The following is a 17,819-nucleotide window of genomic DNA, read 5'->3' on the forward strand; positions in this document are numbered from 1 at the left end:
AACCGTTAACCTCTTCAGGACAGTTACACGCCTGCGTAAAAGCATAACCCAGTTCTTGTGCGTAACCACGCAGTGCCCGAGTTACACACAGGGTTATGCGAACAATGCTTCTCGAATTACTGATTTAAGCATATGAAATATAATGATAATATTTCCGCTCTGAAGGTATCCTTGCTGTGGCAAGGCATTCCTCCCCAAGGGGACAAGCGACGGACAAGCTGGTAATCCACACAGATCGCGACCCCTACAATCTCATCATACTTTTCTATCTCTTTATTAATGAATAAGAGGAAGGGACACCCGGAGGCACCCCATGTCTGATCTGCTCTCGCTTGCCTATCCTTGGATCAAGTCATTTCATATCATGGCCGTGATCGCCTGGATGGCCGGGTTGTTCTACCTGCCAAGGCTCTATGTCTATCACACGGAGCAGGTCGGCCAAAGTGGTGAGACCCACGCGCTTTTCCAGACCATGGAGTTGAAGCTCCTTCGGGTGATCATGAACCCCGCGATGATTGCCACCTGGGTTCTGGGTTTGTGTCTGGTGGCGACGCCGGGGATCGTCACCTGGGATACGGTCTGGCCCTGGACAAAGGCAGCCGGGGTGCTGGGCATGACCTGGTTTCACCATTGGCTGGGGCTGCGTCGAAAAGATTTTCTGCGGGGAGAGAACACGCTCACGGGTCGTCAGTACCGAATGATGAACGAGGTGCCCACCCTGCTGATGGTCGTCATCGTGCTGTCTGTCGTAGTGCGTTTCTGAAATGATTGACTCCGGCCGGGCCATCCCCTAGACCGCTTGCACCACCTCGTCCGGGGATGGCGCAGACCTGACATATTGACTGATTGACCGCCCGCACCACGCGCTGGCGGCACATGGGTATTTTCATGACAACCGACACCACTGATACAGCTGTCGCGGCAGATCCGCTTGAGACGCTGAACCTCGCGGATCTCAAACGCAAGAGCCCCAAGGATCTGCTCTCCATGGCGGAGGATCTCGAAATCGAGAACGCCTCGACCATGCGTAAGGGCGAGATGATGTTCCAGATCCTGCGCGAACGCGCGGATGAAGGCTGGGAAATCTCCGGTGACGGTGTGCTCGAGGTGTTGCAGGACGGGTTTGGCTTCCTGCGCTCGCCCGAGGCAAACTACTTGCCGGGTCCCGATGATATCTACGTCTCGCCCGAGATGATCCGGAAATTTTCCCTGCGCACAGGGGATACGATTGAGGGGATCATCAAGGCGCCAGACGATAATGAGCGCTACTTCGGTCTGCTCGACGTCACCCAGATCAATTTCGAAGAGCCGGAGAAGGCGCGCCACAAGGTTGCTTTCGAGAACCTAACGCCGCTCTACCCCGATGAACGTCTGACGATGGAGACGGATGACCCGACGGCCAAGGATCGCTCCGCCCGGATCATCGATCTTGTCTCGCCCATCGGGAAAGGCCAGCGCTCGCTGATCGTGGCCCCGCCGCGGACGGGTAAGACCGTGTTGCTCCAGAACATCGCCAATTCCATCGAACGCAATCACCCGGAATGCTATCTGATCGTCCTGCTGATCGACGAACGGCCCGAAGAAGTCACCGACATGCAGCGTTCGGTCAAGGGGGAGGTCGTCTCCTCCACATTCGATGAGCCTGCGACGCGCCACGTGGCCGTGTCCGACATGGTCATCGAAAAGGCCAAGCGGCTGGTCGAGCACAAGCGCGACGTGGTGATCCTGCTCGATTCGATTACCCGCCTTGGCCGCGCTTTCAATACGGTTGTGCCATCCTCGGGTAAGGTCCTGACCGGTGGTGTGGATGCAAACGCCCTGCAACGGCCCAAGCGGTTCTTCGGTGCAGCCCGGAACATCGAAGAGGGCGGCTCGCTCACCATCATCGCCACGGCGCTGATCGATACGGGCAGCCGGATGGACGAGGTGATCTTTGAAGAGTTCAAAGGCACGGGTAACTCCGAGATCGTGCTGGACCGCAAGATTGCGGACAAGCGGGTCTTCCCGGCGATGGACATCCTGAAGTCCGGCACACGGAAAGAGGATCTGCTGGTCGACAAGGTCGATCTGCAGAAAACCTTTGTGCTGCGGCGTATTCTGAACCCGATGGGGACCACGGATGCCATCGAATTCCTGATCTCCAAGCTCAAACAGACCAAGACAAATTCGGATTTCTTCGACTCCATGAATACCTGACTTATTGTTTAAAAACAGTGAGTTAATATGGATACGATATACGCACTTGCGTCCGCCCAAGGTCGGGCTGGCATCTCTGTCATACGGGTCTCGGGGTCGCAGGCCCACGGCTCGGCAGCCCGGTTGATGGCAGATGTGCCCCAGGCGCGGGTTGCGGCGACGCGCGTGCTGCGCGTCGACAACGGCGATATTCTGGATCACGCGCTGGTGTTGCGCTTTGATGGACCGGGCAGTTTCACGGGCGAAGACGTGATGGAATATCACATCCATGGCAGCATTTCGGTTCAGCAGGCTTTACTGAATTGGTTGAGTCAGCAGCCAGGTCATCGGCTGGCCGAGCCCGGAGAATTTACGCGACGCGCAATGGAGAACGGGCGGCTCGATCTGGCGCAGGTCGAAGGTCTGGCGGATCTGATCGATGCGGAGACGGAGGCGCAGCGCAAGCAGGCCGTGCGGGTTTTCTCCGGTGCACTGGGGGAACGGGTCGAAGCGTGGCGGAGCAAGTTGATCCGTGCTGCGGCCCTGCTCGAAGCTACCATCGATTTTGCGGATGAAGACGTGCCCGTGGACGTGACGCCGGAGGTGACAGAACTGCTCACGGCCGTGGAGGGTGATCTGGATCGAGAGATCCGCGGAAGTTTTGTCGCGGAACGGATCCGGTCTGGGTTTGAAGTGGCCATCGTGGGTCCGCCGAATGCAGGCAAGTCAACCTTGCTCAACAGGTTGGCGGGGCGTGAAGCAGCCATTACGTCGGATATCGCAGGAACAACCCGGGATGTTATCGAAGTCCGTATGGATATCAATGGGTTACCTATTTCTTTCCTCGATACGGCGGGTTTGCGCGACAGCACCGATGAAGTCGAGGTCATAGGCGTAGCACGCGCCATGGAGCGGGCGGAGGCAGCGGATCTGCGGGTGTTCCTGACCACCGATCCAGATGATCTCCCCTTGGTGCCGAAAGAAATCGATATCATTTTAACGCCCAAAGTGGATCTGACGACAGATCTGAACAGCGGCATTTCGGGTAAGACAGGCCAAGGTGTGGATGAACTTCTGGCGGGTATCTCAGAGATTTTTAGCGAAAAGGTAGCGCAGAGCGGATCCGCGACTCACGCACGTCATCGCTCAGCGATGTTACAAACGAAGGATCTGTTGGTTGAAACCCAGCGGACGCTGTCCCAAGGGTCCGCCGCTTATGATATAGCGGCGGAGGATCTGAGAACGGCGATTCGAGCGCTTGAAGCATTGGTGGGTCGTATCGGCGTGGAGACCCTTTTGAACGAAATTTTCGCGAGCTTTTGCTTGGGTAAGTAGCGGAGTGTTTCACGTGAAACATTTTGATGTGGTGGTGATCGGTGGTGGTCACGCAGGCACTGAGGCAGCGCATGCCGCAGCCCGAATGGGTGTGCGGACCGCGCTTGTGACAATGTCGGAGAGCGACATTGGCGTGATGTCTTGCAATCCTGCCATTGGTGGGTTGGGCAAGGGGCATCTTGTCCGGGAGATCGATGCGCTGGACGGGGTGATGGCTCGTGTAGCGGATAAAGCCGGTATTCAGTTTCGCTTGCTCAACCGTCGAAAAGGGCCGGCGGTGCAAGGGCCTCGTGCCCAGGCAGACCGCGATGTATATCGTCATACCATGCTGGCGGAGACTCGGGCTCAGTCAAACCTGGCGATCGTAACCGGAGAGGTAGTCGATTTTCGCGTGAAAGGCGGTGCTATCGCGGGCGTGGTTCTGAAAGATGGGACCCAACTTGAGGCGACGCGGGTCATTCTGACCAGCGGCACCTTTCTAAGGGGTGTGGTACACATTGGTGATATTGCCCGGTCTGGTGGTCGGTTTGGTGAAGAGGCGTCTGTGCGGTTGGCCGAGCGGATTGATGACTTCGGATTGCCACTTGGTCGGTTGAAGACCGGTACGCCACCTCGCTTGGACGGTAGGACCATTCGCTGGGATCTGCTGGAGGATCAACCTGGTGATGACGATCCAACCTTTTTCTCCTTTCTGACCCGTGAAACGAGTGCGCGTCAGGTTTCCTGCGGCATCACCCACACCAACGAGCTTACACATCAAATCATCCGGGAGAATCTCGAGCGCTCTGCAATGTACGGAGGCCATATCGACGGGGTTGGGCCTCGGTATTGCCCGTCAATTGAAGACAAGATTGTTCGGTTCGCCGATAAGGATTCACACCAGATCTTTCTGGAACCTGAGGGGTTGAAAAGTGATCTGATCTATCCCAATGGTATTTCGACGTCGCTACCACAAGATGTGCAGGAAAGCTACGTCCGGTCCATATATGGGTTGGAACAGGCGGTGATCGTACAGCCGGGCTATGCGATCGAGTATGATTACGTTGATCCGCGTGCGTTGGATGCGACATTGGCTTTGCCGACGGTCAAGGGCCTGTACCTCGCGGGACAGGTAAACGGCACCACCGGGTATGAGGAGGCAGCCGCCCAAGGGATGGTGGCCGGGTTGAACGCGGCGCGGGACGTGCAGGGTGGTGAGCCAGTGATCTTCTCGCGTTCCGACAGTTATATCGGGGTAATGGTTGATGATCTCACCACGCGTGGTGTCACCGAGCCCTACCGCATGTTCACGTCTCGGGCGGAATTCCGACTGTCTTTGCGGGTCGACAACGCTGATCAGCGGCTGACGCCGACTGGGATTACGCTTGGTTGTGTGGGTCAGCGGCGATCGGAAGTCTTAGAGGACAAGATGGCGCGTCTGGATAGTGGGCGACATGCGTTGAGTGAGCAGACGTTTACGCCATCGCAAGTGTCTGCCGTTGGGATCCGGATAAATCAGGACGGATCAAAGCGGACCGGGATGCAGCTTTTGGCGTTTCCCGATGTCAGTTTCGCTGAGATTGAGCGGCTGGATCCGCGCTTCAGTGCAATCGATGGGGAGATACAGCGGCAATTGGAGCGAGAAGCGCTCTATGCCAATTACATCGAGCGACAGCAGCGGGATATTGAAGCGTTGCGGCGGGATGAGGCGCATGTCATCCCGACAGACTTCGACTTTGCGGCGTTGAATGGTCTGTCGAGTGAGCTCAGGGCGAAGTTGACCACGACCCGGCCGGGATCCTTGGCGCAAGCAGCTCGGATTGACGGGATGACCCCTGCCGCTTTAACGCTCATCTTGGCACGTTTACGCCAGAGATCAGGGAAGCAGTCCGCGTGACAGCTTGGCGACCGGATGTTTCACGTGAAACATCTGATAAACTGACGTGTTATCACGATCTCTTGCTGACGTGGACACAGAAGATTAACTTGATCTCCAAATCCAGTGTCCCTGATATCTGGCACCGCCATATCTGGGATTCGTCACAAGTGATTTCCTGGATCGCGGGTCGGCAGCACTGGGTTGATCTGGGAAGCGGCGGTGGTCTGCCCGGTCTGATCGTCGCGATCCTTGGTCAGGAAATTGAACCGGATCTGACGGTCACAATGATTGAAAGCGATGTGCGAAAGGCGACTTTCCTGCGTAAGGTCATCCGGGAACTTGGCTTAAAGGCGACTGTCATCGTTGACCGGATTGAAGCGGCGCCCGCGCAGAACGGAGATGTTGTCTCCGCACGTGCTCTGGCTGATCTGACACAGCTACTGGGTCTCGGGCAAAGGCATGTGTCCTCTGGTGGGACGCTATTGTTTCTGAAGGGTGCCAACTGGAAAAAAGAGGTAGAAGCCGCGCGTGAGGCGTGGTCATTTGACCTGGTGGCCCATAAGAGTAAAACGAACGCGGAGGCAGCTGTGCTGGAGGTGAGGGGTATTGAACGTGTCTGATATCGCACCGCCAAATGGTCCCAAGATCATCGCCGTGGCGAACCAGAAAGGTGGTGTGGGAAAGACCACAACCACCATTAATCTGGCGGCAGCGCTGGCCGAAGAGGGTAGTCAGGTCCTTGTTGTGGATCTCGATCCGCAAGGCAATGCCTCCACTGGGCTGGGGATTGAGGTCGAGGATCGGAGGTATACGACCTATGATCTTTTGCTGGGCGATACAGAGCTATCCTCGATCATCCTGCCGACAGAGACGCCTGGATTGTCCATTATTCCGGCAACGGTTGATCTGAGCTCTGCCGATATCGAATTGATTTCAAACGAAAAACGTAGCTTTTTGCTGCACGATGCGCTTCGTCAGCCAGCCATTGGGCCCTTTGGGCTGGACTATATCCTGATTGACTGCCCGCCCTCGCTCAATCTGCTGACAGTCAACGCCATGATTGCGGCGCATTCCGTGCTGGTGCCGCTCCAAAGCGAGTTCTTTGCGCTGGAGGGGCTTTCGCAGCTCATGCTCACGATCCGAGAGGTTCGGTACAGCGGTAATCAGGATCTGAGGATCGAGGGGATCGTGCTGACCATGTATGATAGCCGGAACAATCTGTCGTTGCAGGTAGAGCAGGACGCGCGGGACAACTTGGGTGATCTGGTTTTCGCAACACGGATCCCGAGAAACGTGCGGGTCAGCGAGGCGCCGTCCTTTGCCATGCCCGTGCTGCGATATGATACGATGTCCAAGGGCGCACAGGCCTACCGGGCGCTGGCGCAGGAAGTCCTGAGCAAAAACGCGGCGGCAGTGGGGTAGATCAAGATGGCGGGTGGTATGGATCGGAAACGTGGGCTCGGCCGGGGGCTGTCGGCGCTGATGTCTGACGTGGCGGAGACGGAGCGGAGCACCAGCGCGGGCCAAGCAACGGCGGACCGTCTCATTCCGATTGAAAAGATCGCTCCGAACCCGGACCAGCCGCGCAAACGGTTCGCCGAAGCCGATCTGAAGGACCTCGCCGCGTCCATTCGTGAAAAGGGTGTTCTGCAACCTCTGATTGTGCGGGTGGTTGGCCCGGAACGGTACGAAATCGTCGCGGGGGAACGGCGTTGGCGCGCAGCGCAGCTGGCCAATCAGCACGAATTGCCGGTGGTGATCCGGGACTTCACGGACGCTGAGGTGCTCGAGGTCGCGATCATCGAGAACATCCAGCGGGCAGATCTGAACCCGATTGAAGAGGCAGCAGGCTACCGGCAGTTGATGGAGCGGTTCGGTCACACCCAGGAAAAACTGGCCGAAGCGCTTGGAAAGAGCCGCAGCCATATTGCCAACCTGATGCGGTTGCTGAGCCTGCCGGAGGACGTGTTGGATTTTGTTCGCCAAGGAGATCTGAGTGCGGGTCATGCGCGGGCGTTGATCCCGGCGACGGACCGGGTGGCGCTGGCGCAAGAGGTGATCAAGGGCGGTTTGTCGGTGCGCGCGACCGAGGCGCTGGTCAAGAAACACATCGCTGGCGACACCGGGCCAGATGTGCGCCGTACGGCAGCGCCGGTTGAGGAAAAGGACGCGGATACCAAGGCGCTCGAGGGGGATCTCTCCGCTGCTTTGGGTATGAAGGTGACGTTGGATCATGCGCCGGGCGGTGAAGGTGGCCGGATGACGTTGCAGTACAAATCGCTTGACCAGCTCGATGAGCTGTGCCGCTTGCTGGGCGGATCCTAATCCGACAATAGAGCTTCCAGAACCGCGTTTAGCACTCTAACACCTTGATTTGTAGCAGTTAAAGTGTCACCTTGGGTCGTGACCATACCCAGCTCAAGCATCTGATACAGCCGGTCCGGAGACAGTGGCCGATCTTTCAACGTCTCGTACCGGGTCATGCTGATACCTTCCCGTAACCGCAGCCCCATCAGGAGGTATTCACTGGCCTGATCATCGGCTGTCAGAACCTGACGGGGTTTCTCGCCGGACCCGCCCGACACAGCACTCAGCCAGCGATCCGGGTTCGAATAGCTTTCGGTGGCGTAGCGCGCGCCGTTCACCGTTAACCGACCGTGGGCACCCGGCCCGATCCCGAGGTAGTCGCCGTAGCGCCAGTAGATCAGGTTGTGTCGGGACTGCGCCCCATCGGCTGCGTGGTTGGAGACCTCATAGGCGGGCATTCCGTGGGCGGCACAGATGTCTTGTGTCATCTCGAAAAGATCCGCGCCGAGGTCGTCGTCCGGCAGCCCGCGGAGTTTGCCTGCGTTGTAGCGGTCACCGAAGGCGGTGCCCTGTTCGATGGTCAGCTGGTAGAGCGACAGATGATCAACGGCGAGGTCCAGCGCTCGGGTCAGTTCCTCTCGCCATTCGGCGGGGGTCTGATCCTGCCGCGCGTAGATCAGATCAAAGCTGACGCGGTCAAAGGTGCTGCGCGCGATGTCGAAGGCTGCCATCGCCTCACGCGCGCTGTGCATGCGTCCGAGCCGCTGCAGATCGACGTCGTTGAGCGCCTGGATGCCCATGGATATGCGGTTCACGCCCGCAGCGTGGAACGCGGTAAAACGGTCCGCTTCGACGGAAGTGGGATTCGCCTCCAGGGTGACTTCGAGATCATTGGCACAAGGCCAATGATGCCGGACGCGATCGATCACACGTGCCGCTGTTTCGGGATCCATTAGGCTGGGCGTGCCGCCGCCAAAAAACACGGAATGCAGCACACGGCCCGGCGTTTCCGCGGCAGCCCGGTCAAGTTCGGCGAGATACGCTTTGCACCAGGCGGCGTGGTCGATTGTGCGCGTCACGTGGCTGTTGAAGTCGCAGTAGGGGCATTTGGCCGCGCAATAGGGCCAGTGCAGGTAGAGGCCGAAGCCGCCCGCTTGCCAGTCGTCAGCCAAAGCAACCTGCGATCAGTTTGGCGAAGGCATCGGCGCGGTGGCTGATCCGGTTCTTCTGCGCGGGGTCCATTTCCGCAAAGGTGATGTCATACCCTTCCGGTTGGAACATTGGATCATACCCGTGACCCGTACGCCCCCGTATGGGCCAGACAAGCGTGCCTGAAACGGTTCCGGCAAACACCTCTTCGTGCCCGTCGGGCCAGGCGAGCACCAGTGTCGCGCAAAACTGGGCCTTGCGGGGGTGCGGCGCCTGCCGCTCCTCCAGCAAGTTGTGGGTCTCGGTCATGGCCATGACGAAGTCGCGACCATCGGGTGTCTCGGCCCAGTCTGCGGTATAGACGCCCGGGGCGCCGTCGAGTGCCTCCACTTCAATCCCGGAATCATCTGCCAGAGCGGGCAGACCCGTGGCGGCGACGGCGGCGCGCGCCTTGATCCGGGCATTTCCGACAAAGGTGGTCTCGGTCTCGTCAGGCTCGGGCAGATCCATCTCGGCCGCGCCAACGACCCGCACGCCATGGGGCTCGAAAAGCTGCCGCATCTCGTCCAGTTTGCCCGCGTTATGCGTGGCGATCAGGATACGGTCGCCTTCAAACCGGCGTGTCATGCGGTGGCCGTCTTTTGTGCGGCGACAAGCTCCCCCACACCCTTTTCGGCCAGATCCATCAGCTGGTTCATCTGATCGCGCGAGAAGGTAGCACCTTCGGCGCTCATCTGCACTTCGATCAGACGGTGCGTGCCGGTCATGATAAAGTTGCCATCGACGCCCGCCTCGGAATCCTCCGGGTAGTCGAGATCGAGCACCGGTTGGCCTGCGTAGATGCCGCAGCTGATCGCCGCGACAGGGTCGGGCATGGGGTCGCTGATCACATCGCCCGCTTTCATCAGCGCGTTGACGGCGAGGCGGAGCGCAACCCAGCCGCCGGTGATGGAGGCGCAACGGGTGCCGCCGTCCGCCTGCAGCACGTCACAGTCCACGGTGATCTGGCGTTCGCCAAGGGCCACCCGGTCGATGCCCGCCCGCAGGGAGCGCCCGATCAGCCGCTGGATTTCCACCGTGCGACCACCTTGTTTTCCGGCGGTTGCTTCACGCCGCATGCGCGTGTTGGTGGCGCGGGGCAGCATGCCGTATTCCGCGGTGACCCAGCCGAGGCCGGAGCCCTTGATGAAAGGCGGCACCCGATCCTCGATGGTCGCGGTGCACAGCACATGGGTGTCGCCCATGCGGATGAGGGCGCAGCCTTCGGCGTGTTTCGTGAAATCCGTCTCGATGGAAACGGCACGCATTTCGTCCAGAGCTCGACCAGAGGGGCGCATGGTATATCCTTTGTTGATGCCACCCGATACCTGTGCGGGGTGGGCAGATGCAAGCCCGATTGAATTTCCGGCGGTTCATGCTTTTATGAGGACCAGCCAAGGATCCTTTATGAACGATACCGCCAACATACTGGCCGAGATGAACGACCGATCGCGTGAAGTCTTTCGTCGCGTGGTGGAAGGGTACCTCGCCGATGGCACGCCCATGGGATCGCGGACGCTGACGCGGGATTTCAGTGAGAAGGTGAGTGCGGCGACAATCCGCAATGTGATGCAGGATCTGGAATATCTGGGTCTTTTGGACAGCCCGCATATCAGCGCGGGCCGCGTTCCGACTCAGCTGGGATTGCGGATGTTCGTGGATGGCCTGTTGGAGATCGGCGATCCCGATGATGCCGACCGGGGGAGAATCGACGCGACCATGGCGTCGAATTCCGAAGATGTGGGCGGGTTGCTGGACCGCGTGGGCTCGGCCCTGTCGGGGGTGACGCAGGGGGCCTCGTTGGTGTTGACACCCAAGCACGAGGCGCCAATCAAACACATCGAGTTCGTGTCGCTCTCGCCCGAGCGGGCCCTGGTGGTGCTGGTTTTCGCCGATGGTCACGTGGAGAACCGGCTCTTTGCGCCGCCGCCCGGGCAGACGCCCAGCTCCATGCGGGAGGCGGCGAATTTTCTCAATGCGCTGATCGAGGGCAAGACGCTCAGCGAGCTGCATTCCACGCTGCAGACGCAGATCTCGGCCCGACGGCAGGAGATTGACAAGCTGGCGCAGGATCTGGTGGAAAGCGGTCTGGCGGTCTGGGAAGGCGAAGGTCAGGAAATCGAGCGGCTGATCGTCCGCGGGCGATCCAATCTGCTGAATGAAGACGGTCAGGCAGAGGATCTGGAACGCATCCGGCGGCTGTTTGACGATCTGGAGCGCAAGCGCGATATCGCGGAGTTTCTGGAGCTCGCCGAGGACGGTGATGGCGTGCGCATTTTTATTGGCTCTGAAAACAAACTTTTTTCACTTTCGGGTTCCTCTCTGGTGGTTTCCCCATATATGAACGCTGATCGAAAGATCATCGGTGCGGTGGGTGTTATCGGTCCCACGCGGCTGAATTATGGTCGCATCGTACCCATTGTGAATTATACGGCGCAGCTGGTCGGCAAGCTGATCTCCGACCGCAGCTAGAGGTGGAATATGGCAGAGCCCAAGGACAACGAATTTCTGGACGATATCGAGAACGCCGAGGCGGAGGCCTTTGCCGATGAGATGGAAGAGATTGACGATGAGGCGCTGGAGATTGACCAGCTGCGGGCAGAGCGCGATCAGCTGAAGGACCGGTTCATGCGGGCGCTGGCGGATGCGGAGAACGCGCGCAAACGCTCCGACCGGGACCGGCGCGAAGCGGAGAACTACGGTGGGTCCAAGCTGAGCCGTGATATGCTGCCCGTGTACGACAATATGAAGCGCGCGCTGGAGACGGTGACCGAGGAGCAGATGGAAAGCAACTCTGCCCTGATCGAAGGGATCCAGTTGACGATGCGCGAGTTGCTGAGCGTCTTCAAGAAGCACGGGATCGAGATCATCGCGCCCGAGGTTGGTGACAGGTTCGATCCGCAGCACCACCAGGCCATGTTCGAGGCGCCTTTGCCCGGGACCAAGGCAGGGGACATCATTCAGGTCGCTGCGGAAGGGTTCATGTTGCACGACCGGTTGTTGCGTCCCGCGCAGGTCGGGGTCTCCTCCGCTCCGGCGTCTTGACGGCTGGTTGAGAGCGGCCCTCCGGGGGGAGTTTATCTGGCAAGATGAAGGAGCGGTCAGTCTTTGGCCGCTTCTTTCAGTTTGTAGAGGGCGTCGAGCGCCTGACGGGGCGTGAGCTCATCGGGGTGGATCTCGGCCAGGGTGTCTTCAAGTGCTGTGGACCTGGGGGGTGGCAGCGGTGTCGGTGTCGCCGAGAAAAGCGGCAGGTCGTCGATCAGGGCTTTTTGCGCGGGGCCACCTTCGCGTTCGCCTTTTTCCAGCGCGTCGAGAACGGTGCGGGCGCGGGTGATCACGGCGGGGGGGAGGCCCGCCAGCTGGGCGACCTGAACGCCGTAGGAGCGGTCGGCAGCGCCCTTGGTGACCTCATGCAGGAAGATGACCTCTCCCTGCCATTCCTTGACCGCGACGGTGGCGTTTTCCACGCCTGCGAGTTTGCCGGCGAGCGCTGTCATCTCATGGTAGTGGGTGGCGAAAAGGGCGCGGCAGCGGTTGACATCATGCAGATGTTCGAGCGTGGCCCAGGCGATGGAGAGCCCGTCGTAGGTGGCGGTGCCGCGGCCGATCTCGTCGAGGATGACCAGCGCGTGATCGTCTGCCTGGTTGAGAATGGCGGCGGTTTCGACCATCTCCACCATGAAGGTGGAGCGACCCCGGGCGAGATCATCCGAAGCGCCAACGCGGCTGAAGACCTGGGAGACGAGGCCGATATGGGCGTGGTCCGCGGGCACGAAGCTGCCCATTTGAGCCAGGATGGCGATCAGGGCGTTCTGGCGCAGGTAGGTGGATTTCCCCGCCATGTTGGGACCGGTGAGCAGGTGGATATTGCCGGTATCTTCGGCGCTGAGGTCACAATCGTTGGCGATGAAGGGGGTGGCTTGGCCCGCTTGCAGCGCGCGTTCCACAACCGGGTGCCGACCTGCGGAGATGTCGAAGGCCCGGGTGGTATCGACCTTGGGTTCGACCCAGTTTTCCGTTGCGGCCAGTTCGGCGAGGCTGGTTGTCAGATCCAGCTCAGCGAGGCCGGTGGCGGCTTGCGCGACGGGGCCTGCCGCGGCAAGGACGCTGTTGCGCAGGACCTCGAACAGGCGCTTTTCGATCTCCAGCGCGCGATCGGCGGCGGACAGGATTCGGGTCTGCAGTTGGGATAGCTCGACGGTCGTGAAACGCACCTGATTGGCCGTGGTCTGCCGGTGGATGAAGCTGTCGGACAGGGGCGGGGAGAGCATCTTTTCCGCGTGGGTCGCGGTGGTTTCCACGAAGTATCCCAGCACGTTGTTGTGCTTGATCTTGAGCGAGGAAATCCCCGTTTGCGTGATGAAGTCTGCTTGCATGCGTGCGATGATGCTGCGGCCTTCGTCGCGCAGCGCGCGGGTCTCGTCGAGATCGGCGTCATGTCCGGGTGCGATAAAACCGCCGTCGCGGGTGAGCAGGGGCGGCTCTGCTACAAGGGCGGTATCCAGCGTGTCGATGAGCGCATCATGGCCCGACAGGGCGGTGTGCGTCTCGCTCAGCAGTGTCGTCAGTTCCTGATCGCCGAGCAGTTCACACAGCGCGTTGGCCTGGGTCAGCCCGTCGCGAATGGCGGCGAGGTCTCGGGGGCCGCCGCGGTCGAGGGACAATCGGGAGAGGGCGCGGTCGAGGTCGGGTACCTTGCGCAGCAGCTCGCGGATCTGGTGGCGATGCTGGGGCGTATCGACAGCCCAGCGAACGGCGGCGAGGCGATCGTGAATGACGGAGAGGACGCGGGAGGGGCTGGAGAGGCGCTGCTCCAGTAGTCGTCCGCCACCGGCGGTGACGGTCCGTTCGATCACCGACAGCAGCGATCCGGCGCGCCCGCCTGAGAGCGCCTGGGTCAGTTCCAGGTTGCGGCGGGTTGCGGCGTCGATCTGGACGCTACGGGCCTCCGCTTCTTTCTGCGGCGGGCGCAGAAGGGGCAGTTTGCCTTTCTGGGTGATCTCCAGATATTGCAGGATAGCGCCCATGGCAGAGATCTCGGCGCGGCTGAAAGTGCCGTAGGCGTCCAGTGTTTCGACCCCGAAGAGAGCACACAGACGCGCCTCTCCGCCCTGGCTGTCGAAGGCGGAGCGCGCGAGAGATGTCAGCGCCACACCGAAGTCTTCTGCGGTTTCGCGCAGCTCGGGTTCCTTGGCCTCGCTGACCAGCAGTTCGGAGGGGGCGAGCCGGGCAAGCTCCGGGCCGAGGCGCAGAGAGGTGACAGGCATCACGTGAAAAGCGCCGGTAGAGATATCGACCCAGGCAAGTGCGTCGTCATCCCGCACATGCGTATAGGCGGCGAGGTAGTTGTGGCGGCGCGCCTCCAGCAGGGCTTCTTCGGTCAGGGTGCCGGGGGTGACCAGGCGGATCACGTCGCGTTTCACCACGGATTTGGAGCCGCGTTTCTTTGCCTCTGCAGGACTTTCCATCTGCTCGCAGACGGCCACGCGAAACCCCTTGCGAATGAGCGTCAGCAGGTAGCCTTCGGCGGCATGCACGGGCACGCCACACATGGGGATATCGGCGCCGTCGTGCTTGCCGCGTTTGGTCAGGGCAATGTCCAGCGCTTCGGCTGCGGCGACGGCGTCCTCAAAGAACATCTCGTAAAAGTCACCCATGCGGTAGAAGAGCAGCGCATCCGCGTAGTCCGCCTTCAGATCGAGATACTGGGCCATCATCGGGGTGACGGTCATGGGGCCTCCTGCGGCATTTGGCAGACCTTACAAATGCGCGACCGGGGGTAAAAGCCTCAATTGCAGCGCTGGGACGGCTGGTCTACGGTTGACACCCGGATTGTCAGTAAAGGCCAGAACCCCATGTCGAAAACCCGCGTCACACCGGAGGAGGCGCTGGCCTTCCATCTTGAGCCCACGCCCGGAAAATTCGAGGTAACGGCGACCGTGCCGATGACCACGCAGCGGGATCTGAGCCTTGCCTATTCGCCCGGTGTTGCCGTGCCCTGCGAGGCCATCGCGGAAAACCCTGAGACGGCGTATGACTATACGAACAAGGGCAATCTGGTTGCGGTGATCTCCAACGGGACGGCGGTGCTGGGGTTGGGGAACCTCGGCGCGCTGGCGTCGAAACCGGTGATGGAGGGCAAGGCGGTGCTCTTCAAACGGTTCGCGGATGTGAACTCCATCGATATCGAGCTGGATACGGAAGATACGGAGGCGTTTGTTGACGCAGTCAAGCTGATGGGGCCGACGTTCGGCGGGATCAACCTTGAGGACATCAAGGCGCCAGAGTGTTTCATCATCGAACAGCGCCTGAAAGAGGAGATGGACATCCCCGTCTTTCATGACGACCAGCACGGGACGGCGGTGATCTGTGCGGCTGGGTTGCTGAATGCGCTGAAGCTGTCGGGAAAGAAGATCGAGGATGTGCGTATCGTGCTGAACGGCGCGGGGGCGGCGGGGATCGCCTGTCTGGAACTGCTGAAGGCGATGGGCGCGCGGCATCAGAACTGCATCATGTGCGACACCAAGGGCGTGATCTACCAGGGCCGCGCCGAGGGCATGAACCAGTGGAAATCAGCGCATGCGGTCTCGACCGAGGCGCGCACGCTGGAAGAGGCGATGAAGGGGGCGGATGTCTTTCTGGGCGTGTCGGTCAAGGGGGCGGTGACGCAGGAGATGGTCGCAAGCATGGCCGATGATCCGGTGATTTTCGCCATGGCCAATCCCGATCCGGAGATCACGCCCGAAGATGCCCATGCTGTGCGCGCCGATGCCATCGTGGCCACGGGGCGCAGCGACTATCCCAATCAGGTCAACAATGTGCTGGGCTTTCCCTATCTCTTTCGCGGCGCGCTCGACATCAATGCGCGCGCCATCAATGACGAGATGAAGATCGCTTGCGCCCATGCGCTGGCCAATCTTGCGCGCGAGGATGTGCCCGACGAGGTGGCGCTGGCCTACGGCAAGAACCTCAGTTTCGGGCGGGACTACATTATCCCGACGCCGTTCGATCCGAGGCTCATTTACCGGGTGCCGCCAGCGGTGGCCCAGGCGGGGATGAACACCGGTGCCGCGCGGCGGCCGATCATCGACATGGAAGCCTATGAGCTGTCGCTGAAATCGCGGATGGATCCGACGGCGAGCATCCTGCGCGGCATCAACGCCCGCGCCCGGGCCAATCAGGCGCGGATGATCTTTGCCGAAGGGGATGACCCGAGGGTCTTGCGCGCGGCGGTCATGTATCAGCGCGCGGGTCTCGGCAAGGCGCTGGTGGTGGGCCGGGCCGAGGATGTGAAGGCCAAGCTCGATGCCGCTGGTCTGGCGGATGCGCACCGCGAGATCGAGATCGTAAACGCGGCCAACACCCAGCATCTGGAGACCTACAAGCAGTTCCTCTACGATCGGTTGCGGCGGCGCGGGTTTGATGCGCAGGACATTCACCGGCTCGCGGCGCGCGACCGGCATGTGTTCTCCGCGCTGATGTTACAGCACGGTCATGGCGACGGGCTGGTGACCGGGGCGACACGGAAATCAGCGCATATCCTCGACCGGATCAACCACGTCTATAACGCCGACAAGGAACACGGCGTGGCCGGGATCACCGCGGTGCTGCACAAGGGTCGGATCGTCTTTATCGCGGACACCATCGTCAACGAATGGCCGGACGAAGAGGATCTGGCCGATATTGCCGAACGGTCGGCCAAGGTGGCGCGCAACATGGGGCTGGAGCCCCGGGTGGCTTTCGTGAGCTTTTCGACCTTTGGCTACCCGGTGTCCGAACGTGCGGACAAGATGGCCAAGGCGGCGGAGGTGCTGGACAAGCGCGGTGTGAGCTTTGAGTACGAAGGTGAGATGACCGTGGATGTGGCGCTGAACGCGCAGGCGCAGGAGGGGTATCCCTTCATGCGGCTGACGGGGCCTGCGAATATTCTGATCGTACCCGCGCGCCATTCGGCGAGCATCTCAGTCAAGCTGATGCAGGAGTTGGCGGGGGCCACGGTGATCGGGCCGATTTTGGCAGGTGTCGATGGGTCGATCCAGATTTGCTCCACTGTGTCGACGGCGAATGACATTTTGAATATGGCGGTGCTGGCCGCTTGCAGGGTGGGCTGATCCGGCCGGGGGAAGCCTCCTCCCCTCCATCGAGGAGGGTCGGAGGCTGCCCGGCTGATCGCCGGGCGGCGCAGTTCGATCGGTTTGTTCTTGCTTTTAGCTGCCGACAAAGGGCGCGGCATTGCCCCAGAGATCGCGCACCCGTGCATCGCGTCCGCAGGCGTCGCGGTAGGCCTTGTAGGCGGCGGCTTTGCGCTTTGGCCCGAAACGGGTGATGATCAGATCGCGGCTGAGGTAATAGTCCTGATGGTAGGAGTCCGCCGGGTAGAAGGTGCCGAGATCAAGCACGGGGGTGACCACGGTTTGCCCCAGATCGGCAGCGGCCTGGGCCTTGGCCGCTTCGGCAACTTGCCGTTCGGCGGCGCTCCCGGCAAAGATCGCGGTGCGATAGCTTTCGCCCCGGTCACAGAATTGCCCGCCCGCATCCGTCGGATCCACGGAGCGGAAGAACATGTCCATCAGGCTGCGCCGGTCAATGACATCGGCGTCAAAGGTGATCTGGACCGCTTCGTAATGTCCTGTGTTGCCGCCCGTCACCTGCTTGTAGGTCGGGTTGGCAACGTTGCCGCCGGTAAAGCCCGAGACCGCTTCCTGCACGCCTTTGACGCGTTCGAAGTCCGCTTCGACACACCAGAAGCAGCCGCCCGCAACCGTCAGCGTCTGGATGTCTGCGGCATGGCTCGATTTGCTGTGTGCGACGACGCCGAGGGCGATCATGCCCGCCAGAGCGATGGATTTGAGTGTTTCCGTTTTGCGCATCATAACATCTCCTTTTCCTCACCATCGACAAGACGGGGCTGACACACAACTCACGAGGCTGCGACGTCACGTGCTGGTGAAGACCG

Annotated in this window: 15 protein-coding genes; 10 read left to right on the forward strand and 5 right to left on the reverse strand. The window is 60.6% G+C overall.

The window, feature by feature from the left end; all coding sequences use genetic code 11:
• Positions 1-313 precede the first annotated feature (313 nt).
• From hemJ to Q1A53_RS07670, 7 genes are all read left to right on the forward strand, one after another.
• Entirely contained in the window at positions 314-763 is a 450-nt protein-coding gene (gene hemJ, locus Q1A53_RS07640; protein WP_299964706.1) for a protoporphyrinogen oxidase HemJ, read from the forward strand.
• Between the two features lie 125 nt (positions 764-888).
• The gene (gene rho, locus Q1A53_RS07645; protein WP_299964709.1) at positions 889-2,196 is read left to right on the forward strand and encodes a transcription termination factor Rho; all 1,308 of its coding nucleotides are present in this window, start codon (positions 889-891) and stop codon (positions 2,194-2,196) included.
• A 27-nt stretch (positions 2,197-2,223) separates the two neighbouring features.
• Complete coding sequence (gene mnmE / locus Q1A53_RS07650; protein ID WP_299964711.1) at positions 2,224-3,510, forward strand: tRNA uridine-5-carboxymethylaminomethyl(34) synthesis GTPase MnmE; 1,287 nt, start codon at positions 2,224-2,226, stop codon at positions 3,508-3,510.
• A 4-nt stretch (positions 3,511-3,514) separates the two neighbouring features.
• The gene (mnmG, locus tag Q1A53_RS07655) at positions 3,515-5,386 is read left to right on the forward strand and encodes a tRNA uridine-5-carboxymethylaminomethyl(34) synthesis enzyme MnmG (RefSeq protein ID WP_299964713.1); all 1,872 of its coding nucleotides are present in this window, start codon (positions 3,515-3,517) and stop codon (positions 5,384-5,386) included.
• Positions 5,383-5,988 carry a 16S rRNA (guanine(527)-N(7))-methyltransferase RsmG gene (gene rsmG / locus Q1A53_RS07660; protein WP_299964715.1) on the forward strand — a complete coding sequence of 202 codons (606 nt, stop codon included), beginning with the start codon at positions 5,383-5,385 and terminating at the stop codon, positions 5,986-5,988. Before mnmG ends, rsmG begins: the two co-directional genes overlap by 4 nt.
• Entirely contained in the window at positions 5,981-6,790 is an 810-nt protein-coding gene (locus Q1A53_RS07665) for a ParA family protein (protein ID WP_299964718.1), read from the forward strand. Before rsmG ends, Q1A53_RS07665 begins: the two co-directional genes overlap by 8 nt.
• Positions 6,791-6,808: 18 nt before the next feature.
• Complete coding sequence (locus Q1A53_RS07670) at positions 6,809-7,693, forward strand: ParB/RepB/Spo0J family partition protein (RefSeq protein WP_299964720.1); 885 nt, start codon at positions 6,809-6,811, stop codon at positions 7,691-7,693.
• On the opposite strand, the gene hemW is transcribed toward Q1A53_RS07670, so the two are convergent.
• Genes hemW through rph form a run of 3 tightly spaced genes read right to left on the reverse strand, consistent with a single transcriptional unit; the run spans position 7,690 to position 10,161 of the window.
• Entirely contained in the window at positions 7,690-8,847 is a 1,158-nt protein-coding gene (gene hemW, locus Q1A53_RS07675) for a radical SAM family heme chaperone HemW (RefSeq protein ID WP_299964722.1), read from the reverse strand. The genes Q1A53_RS07670 and hemW overlap by 4 nt on opposite strands.
• Positions 8,840-9,451, reverse strand: a complete 612-nt coding sequence (gene rdgB / locus Q1A53_RS07680; protein ID WP_299964724.1) for an RdgB/HAM1 family non-canonical purine NTP pyrophosphatase — start codon at positions 9,449-9,451, stop codon at positions 8,840-8,842. The genes hemW and rdgB overlap by 8 nt, the downstream gene beginning before the upstream one ends.
• Positions 9,448-10,161 carry a ribonuclease PH gene (rph, locus tag Q1A53_RS07685; RefSeq protein ID WP_299964726.1) on the reverse strand — a complete coding sequence of 238 codons (714 nt, stop codon included), beginning with the start codon at positions 10,159-10,161 and terminating at the stop codon, positions 9,448-9,450. Before rph ends, rdgB begins: the two co-directional genes overlap by 4 nt.
• Before the next feature lie 109 nt (positions 10,162-10,270).
• On the opposite strand from rph, the gene hrcA reads away from it, so the two are divergent.
• Both hrcA and Q1A53_RS07695 read left to right on the forward strand, forming a co-directional pair.
• On the forward strand, positions 10,271-11,335 hold the full coding sequence (gene hrcA, locus Q1A53_RS07690) for a heat-inducible transcriptional repressor HrcA (protein ID WP_299964728.1): 1,065 nt from the start codon (positions 10,271-10,273) through the stop codon (positions 11,333-11,335).
• Positions 11,336-11,344: 9 nt separating this feature from the next.
• Positions 11,345-11,908, forward strand: a complete 564-nt coding sequence (locus Q1A53_RS07695; protein ID WP_299964730.1) for a nucleotide exchange factor GrpE — start codon at positions 11,345-11,347, stop codon at positions 11,906-11,908.
• A gap of 56 nt (positions 11,909-11,964) precedes the next feature.
• Here the strand turns inward: Q1A53_RS07695 and mutS are convergent, their stop codons facing one another.
• A complete protein-coding gene (gene mutS, locus Q1A53_RS07700) occupies positions 11,965-14,595 on the reverse strand; it encodes a DNA mismatch repair protein MutS (RefSeq protein ID WP_299964732.1) in 2,631 nt (876 codons plus the stop codon).
• 123 nt (positions 14,596-14,718) lie between these two features.
• Here mutS and Q1A53_RS07705 point away from each other — a divergent pair, with 123 nt between their 5' ends.
• Positions 14,719-16,974: an NADP-dependent malic enzyme gene (locus Q1A53_RS07705; protein WP_299964734.1), complete on the forward strand. Its 2,256-nt coding sequence runs from the start codon at positions 14,719-14,721 to the stop codon at positions 16,972-16,974.
• A gap of 96 nt (positions 16,975-17,070) precedes the next feature.
• Here Q1A53_RS07705 and msrA read toward each other — a convergent pair whose 3' ends face one another.
• The gene (gene msrA, locus Q1A53_RS07710; protein ID WP_299965266.1) at positions 17,071-17,733 is read right to left on the reverse strand and encodes a peptide-methionine (S)-S-oxide reductase MsrA; all 663 of its coding nucleotides are present in this window, start codon (positions 17,731-17,733) and stop codon (positions 17,071-17,073) included.
• Positions 17,734-17,819: the final 86 nt, after the last annotated feature.

Origin of the sequence: uncultured Roseobacter sp. (genome assembly GCF_947496515.1) — a bacterium.
Lineage (GTDB): Bacteria > Pseudomonadota > Alphaproteobacteria > Rhodobacterales > Rhodobacteraceae > Roseobacter.

Coding starts and splice junctions, on each gene's coding strand:
- hemJ (WP_299964706.1), top strand. CDS start 314: ATGTCTGATCTGCTCTCGCTTGCCTATCCTTGGATCAAGTCATTTCAT.
- rho (WP_299964709.1), top strand. CDS start 889: ATGACAACCGACACCACTGATACAGCTGTCGCGGCAGATCCGCTTGAG.
- mnmE (WP_299964711.1), top strand. CDS start 2,224: ATGGATACGATATACGCACTTGCGTCCGCCCAAGGTCGGGCTGGCATC.
- Q1A53_RS07670 (WP_299964720.1), top strand. CDS start 6,809: ATGGATCGGAAACGTGGGCTCGGCCGGGGGCTGTCGGCGCTGATGTCT.
- rdgB (WP_299964724.1), bottom strand. CDS start 9,451: ATGACACGCCGGTTTGAAGGCGACCGTATCCTGATCGCCACGCATAAC.
- rph (WP_299964726.1), bottom strand. CDS start 10,161: ATGCGCCCCTCTGGTCGAGCTCTGGACGAAATGCGTGCCGTTTCCATC.
- hrcA (WP_299964728.1), top strand. CDS start 10,271: ATGAACGATACCGCCAACATACTGGCCGAGATGAACGACCGATCGCGT.
- Q1A53_RS07695 (WP_299964730.1), top strand. CDS start 11,345: ATGGCAGAGCCCAAGGACAACGAATTTCTGGACGATATCGAGAACGCC.
- mutS (WP_299964732.1), bottom strand. CDS start 14,595: ATGACCGTCACCCCGATGATGGCCCAGTATCTCGATCTGAAGGCGGAC.
- Q1A53_RS07705 (WP_299964734.1), top strand. CDS start 14,719: ATGTCGAAAACCCGCGTCACACCGGAGGAGGCGCTGGCCTTCCATCTT.
- msrA (WP_299965266.1), bottom strand. CDS start 17,733: ATGCGCAAAACGGAAACACTCAAATCCATCGCTCTGGCGGGCATGATC.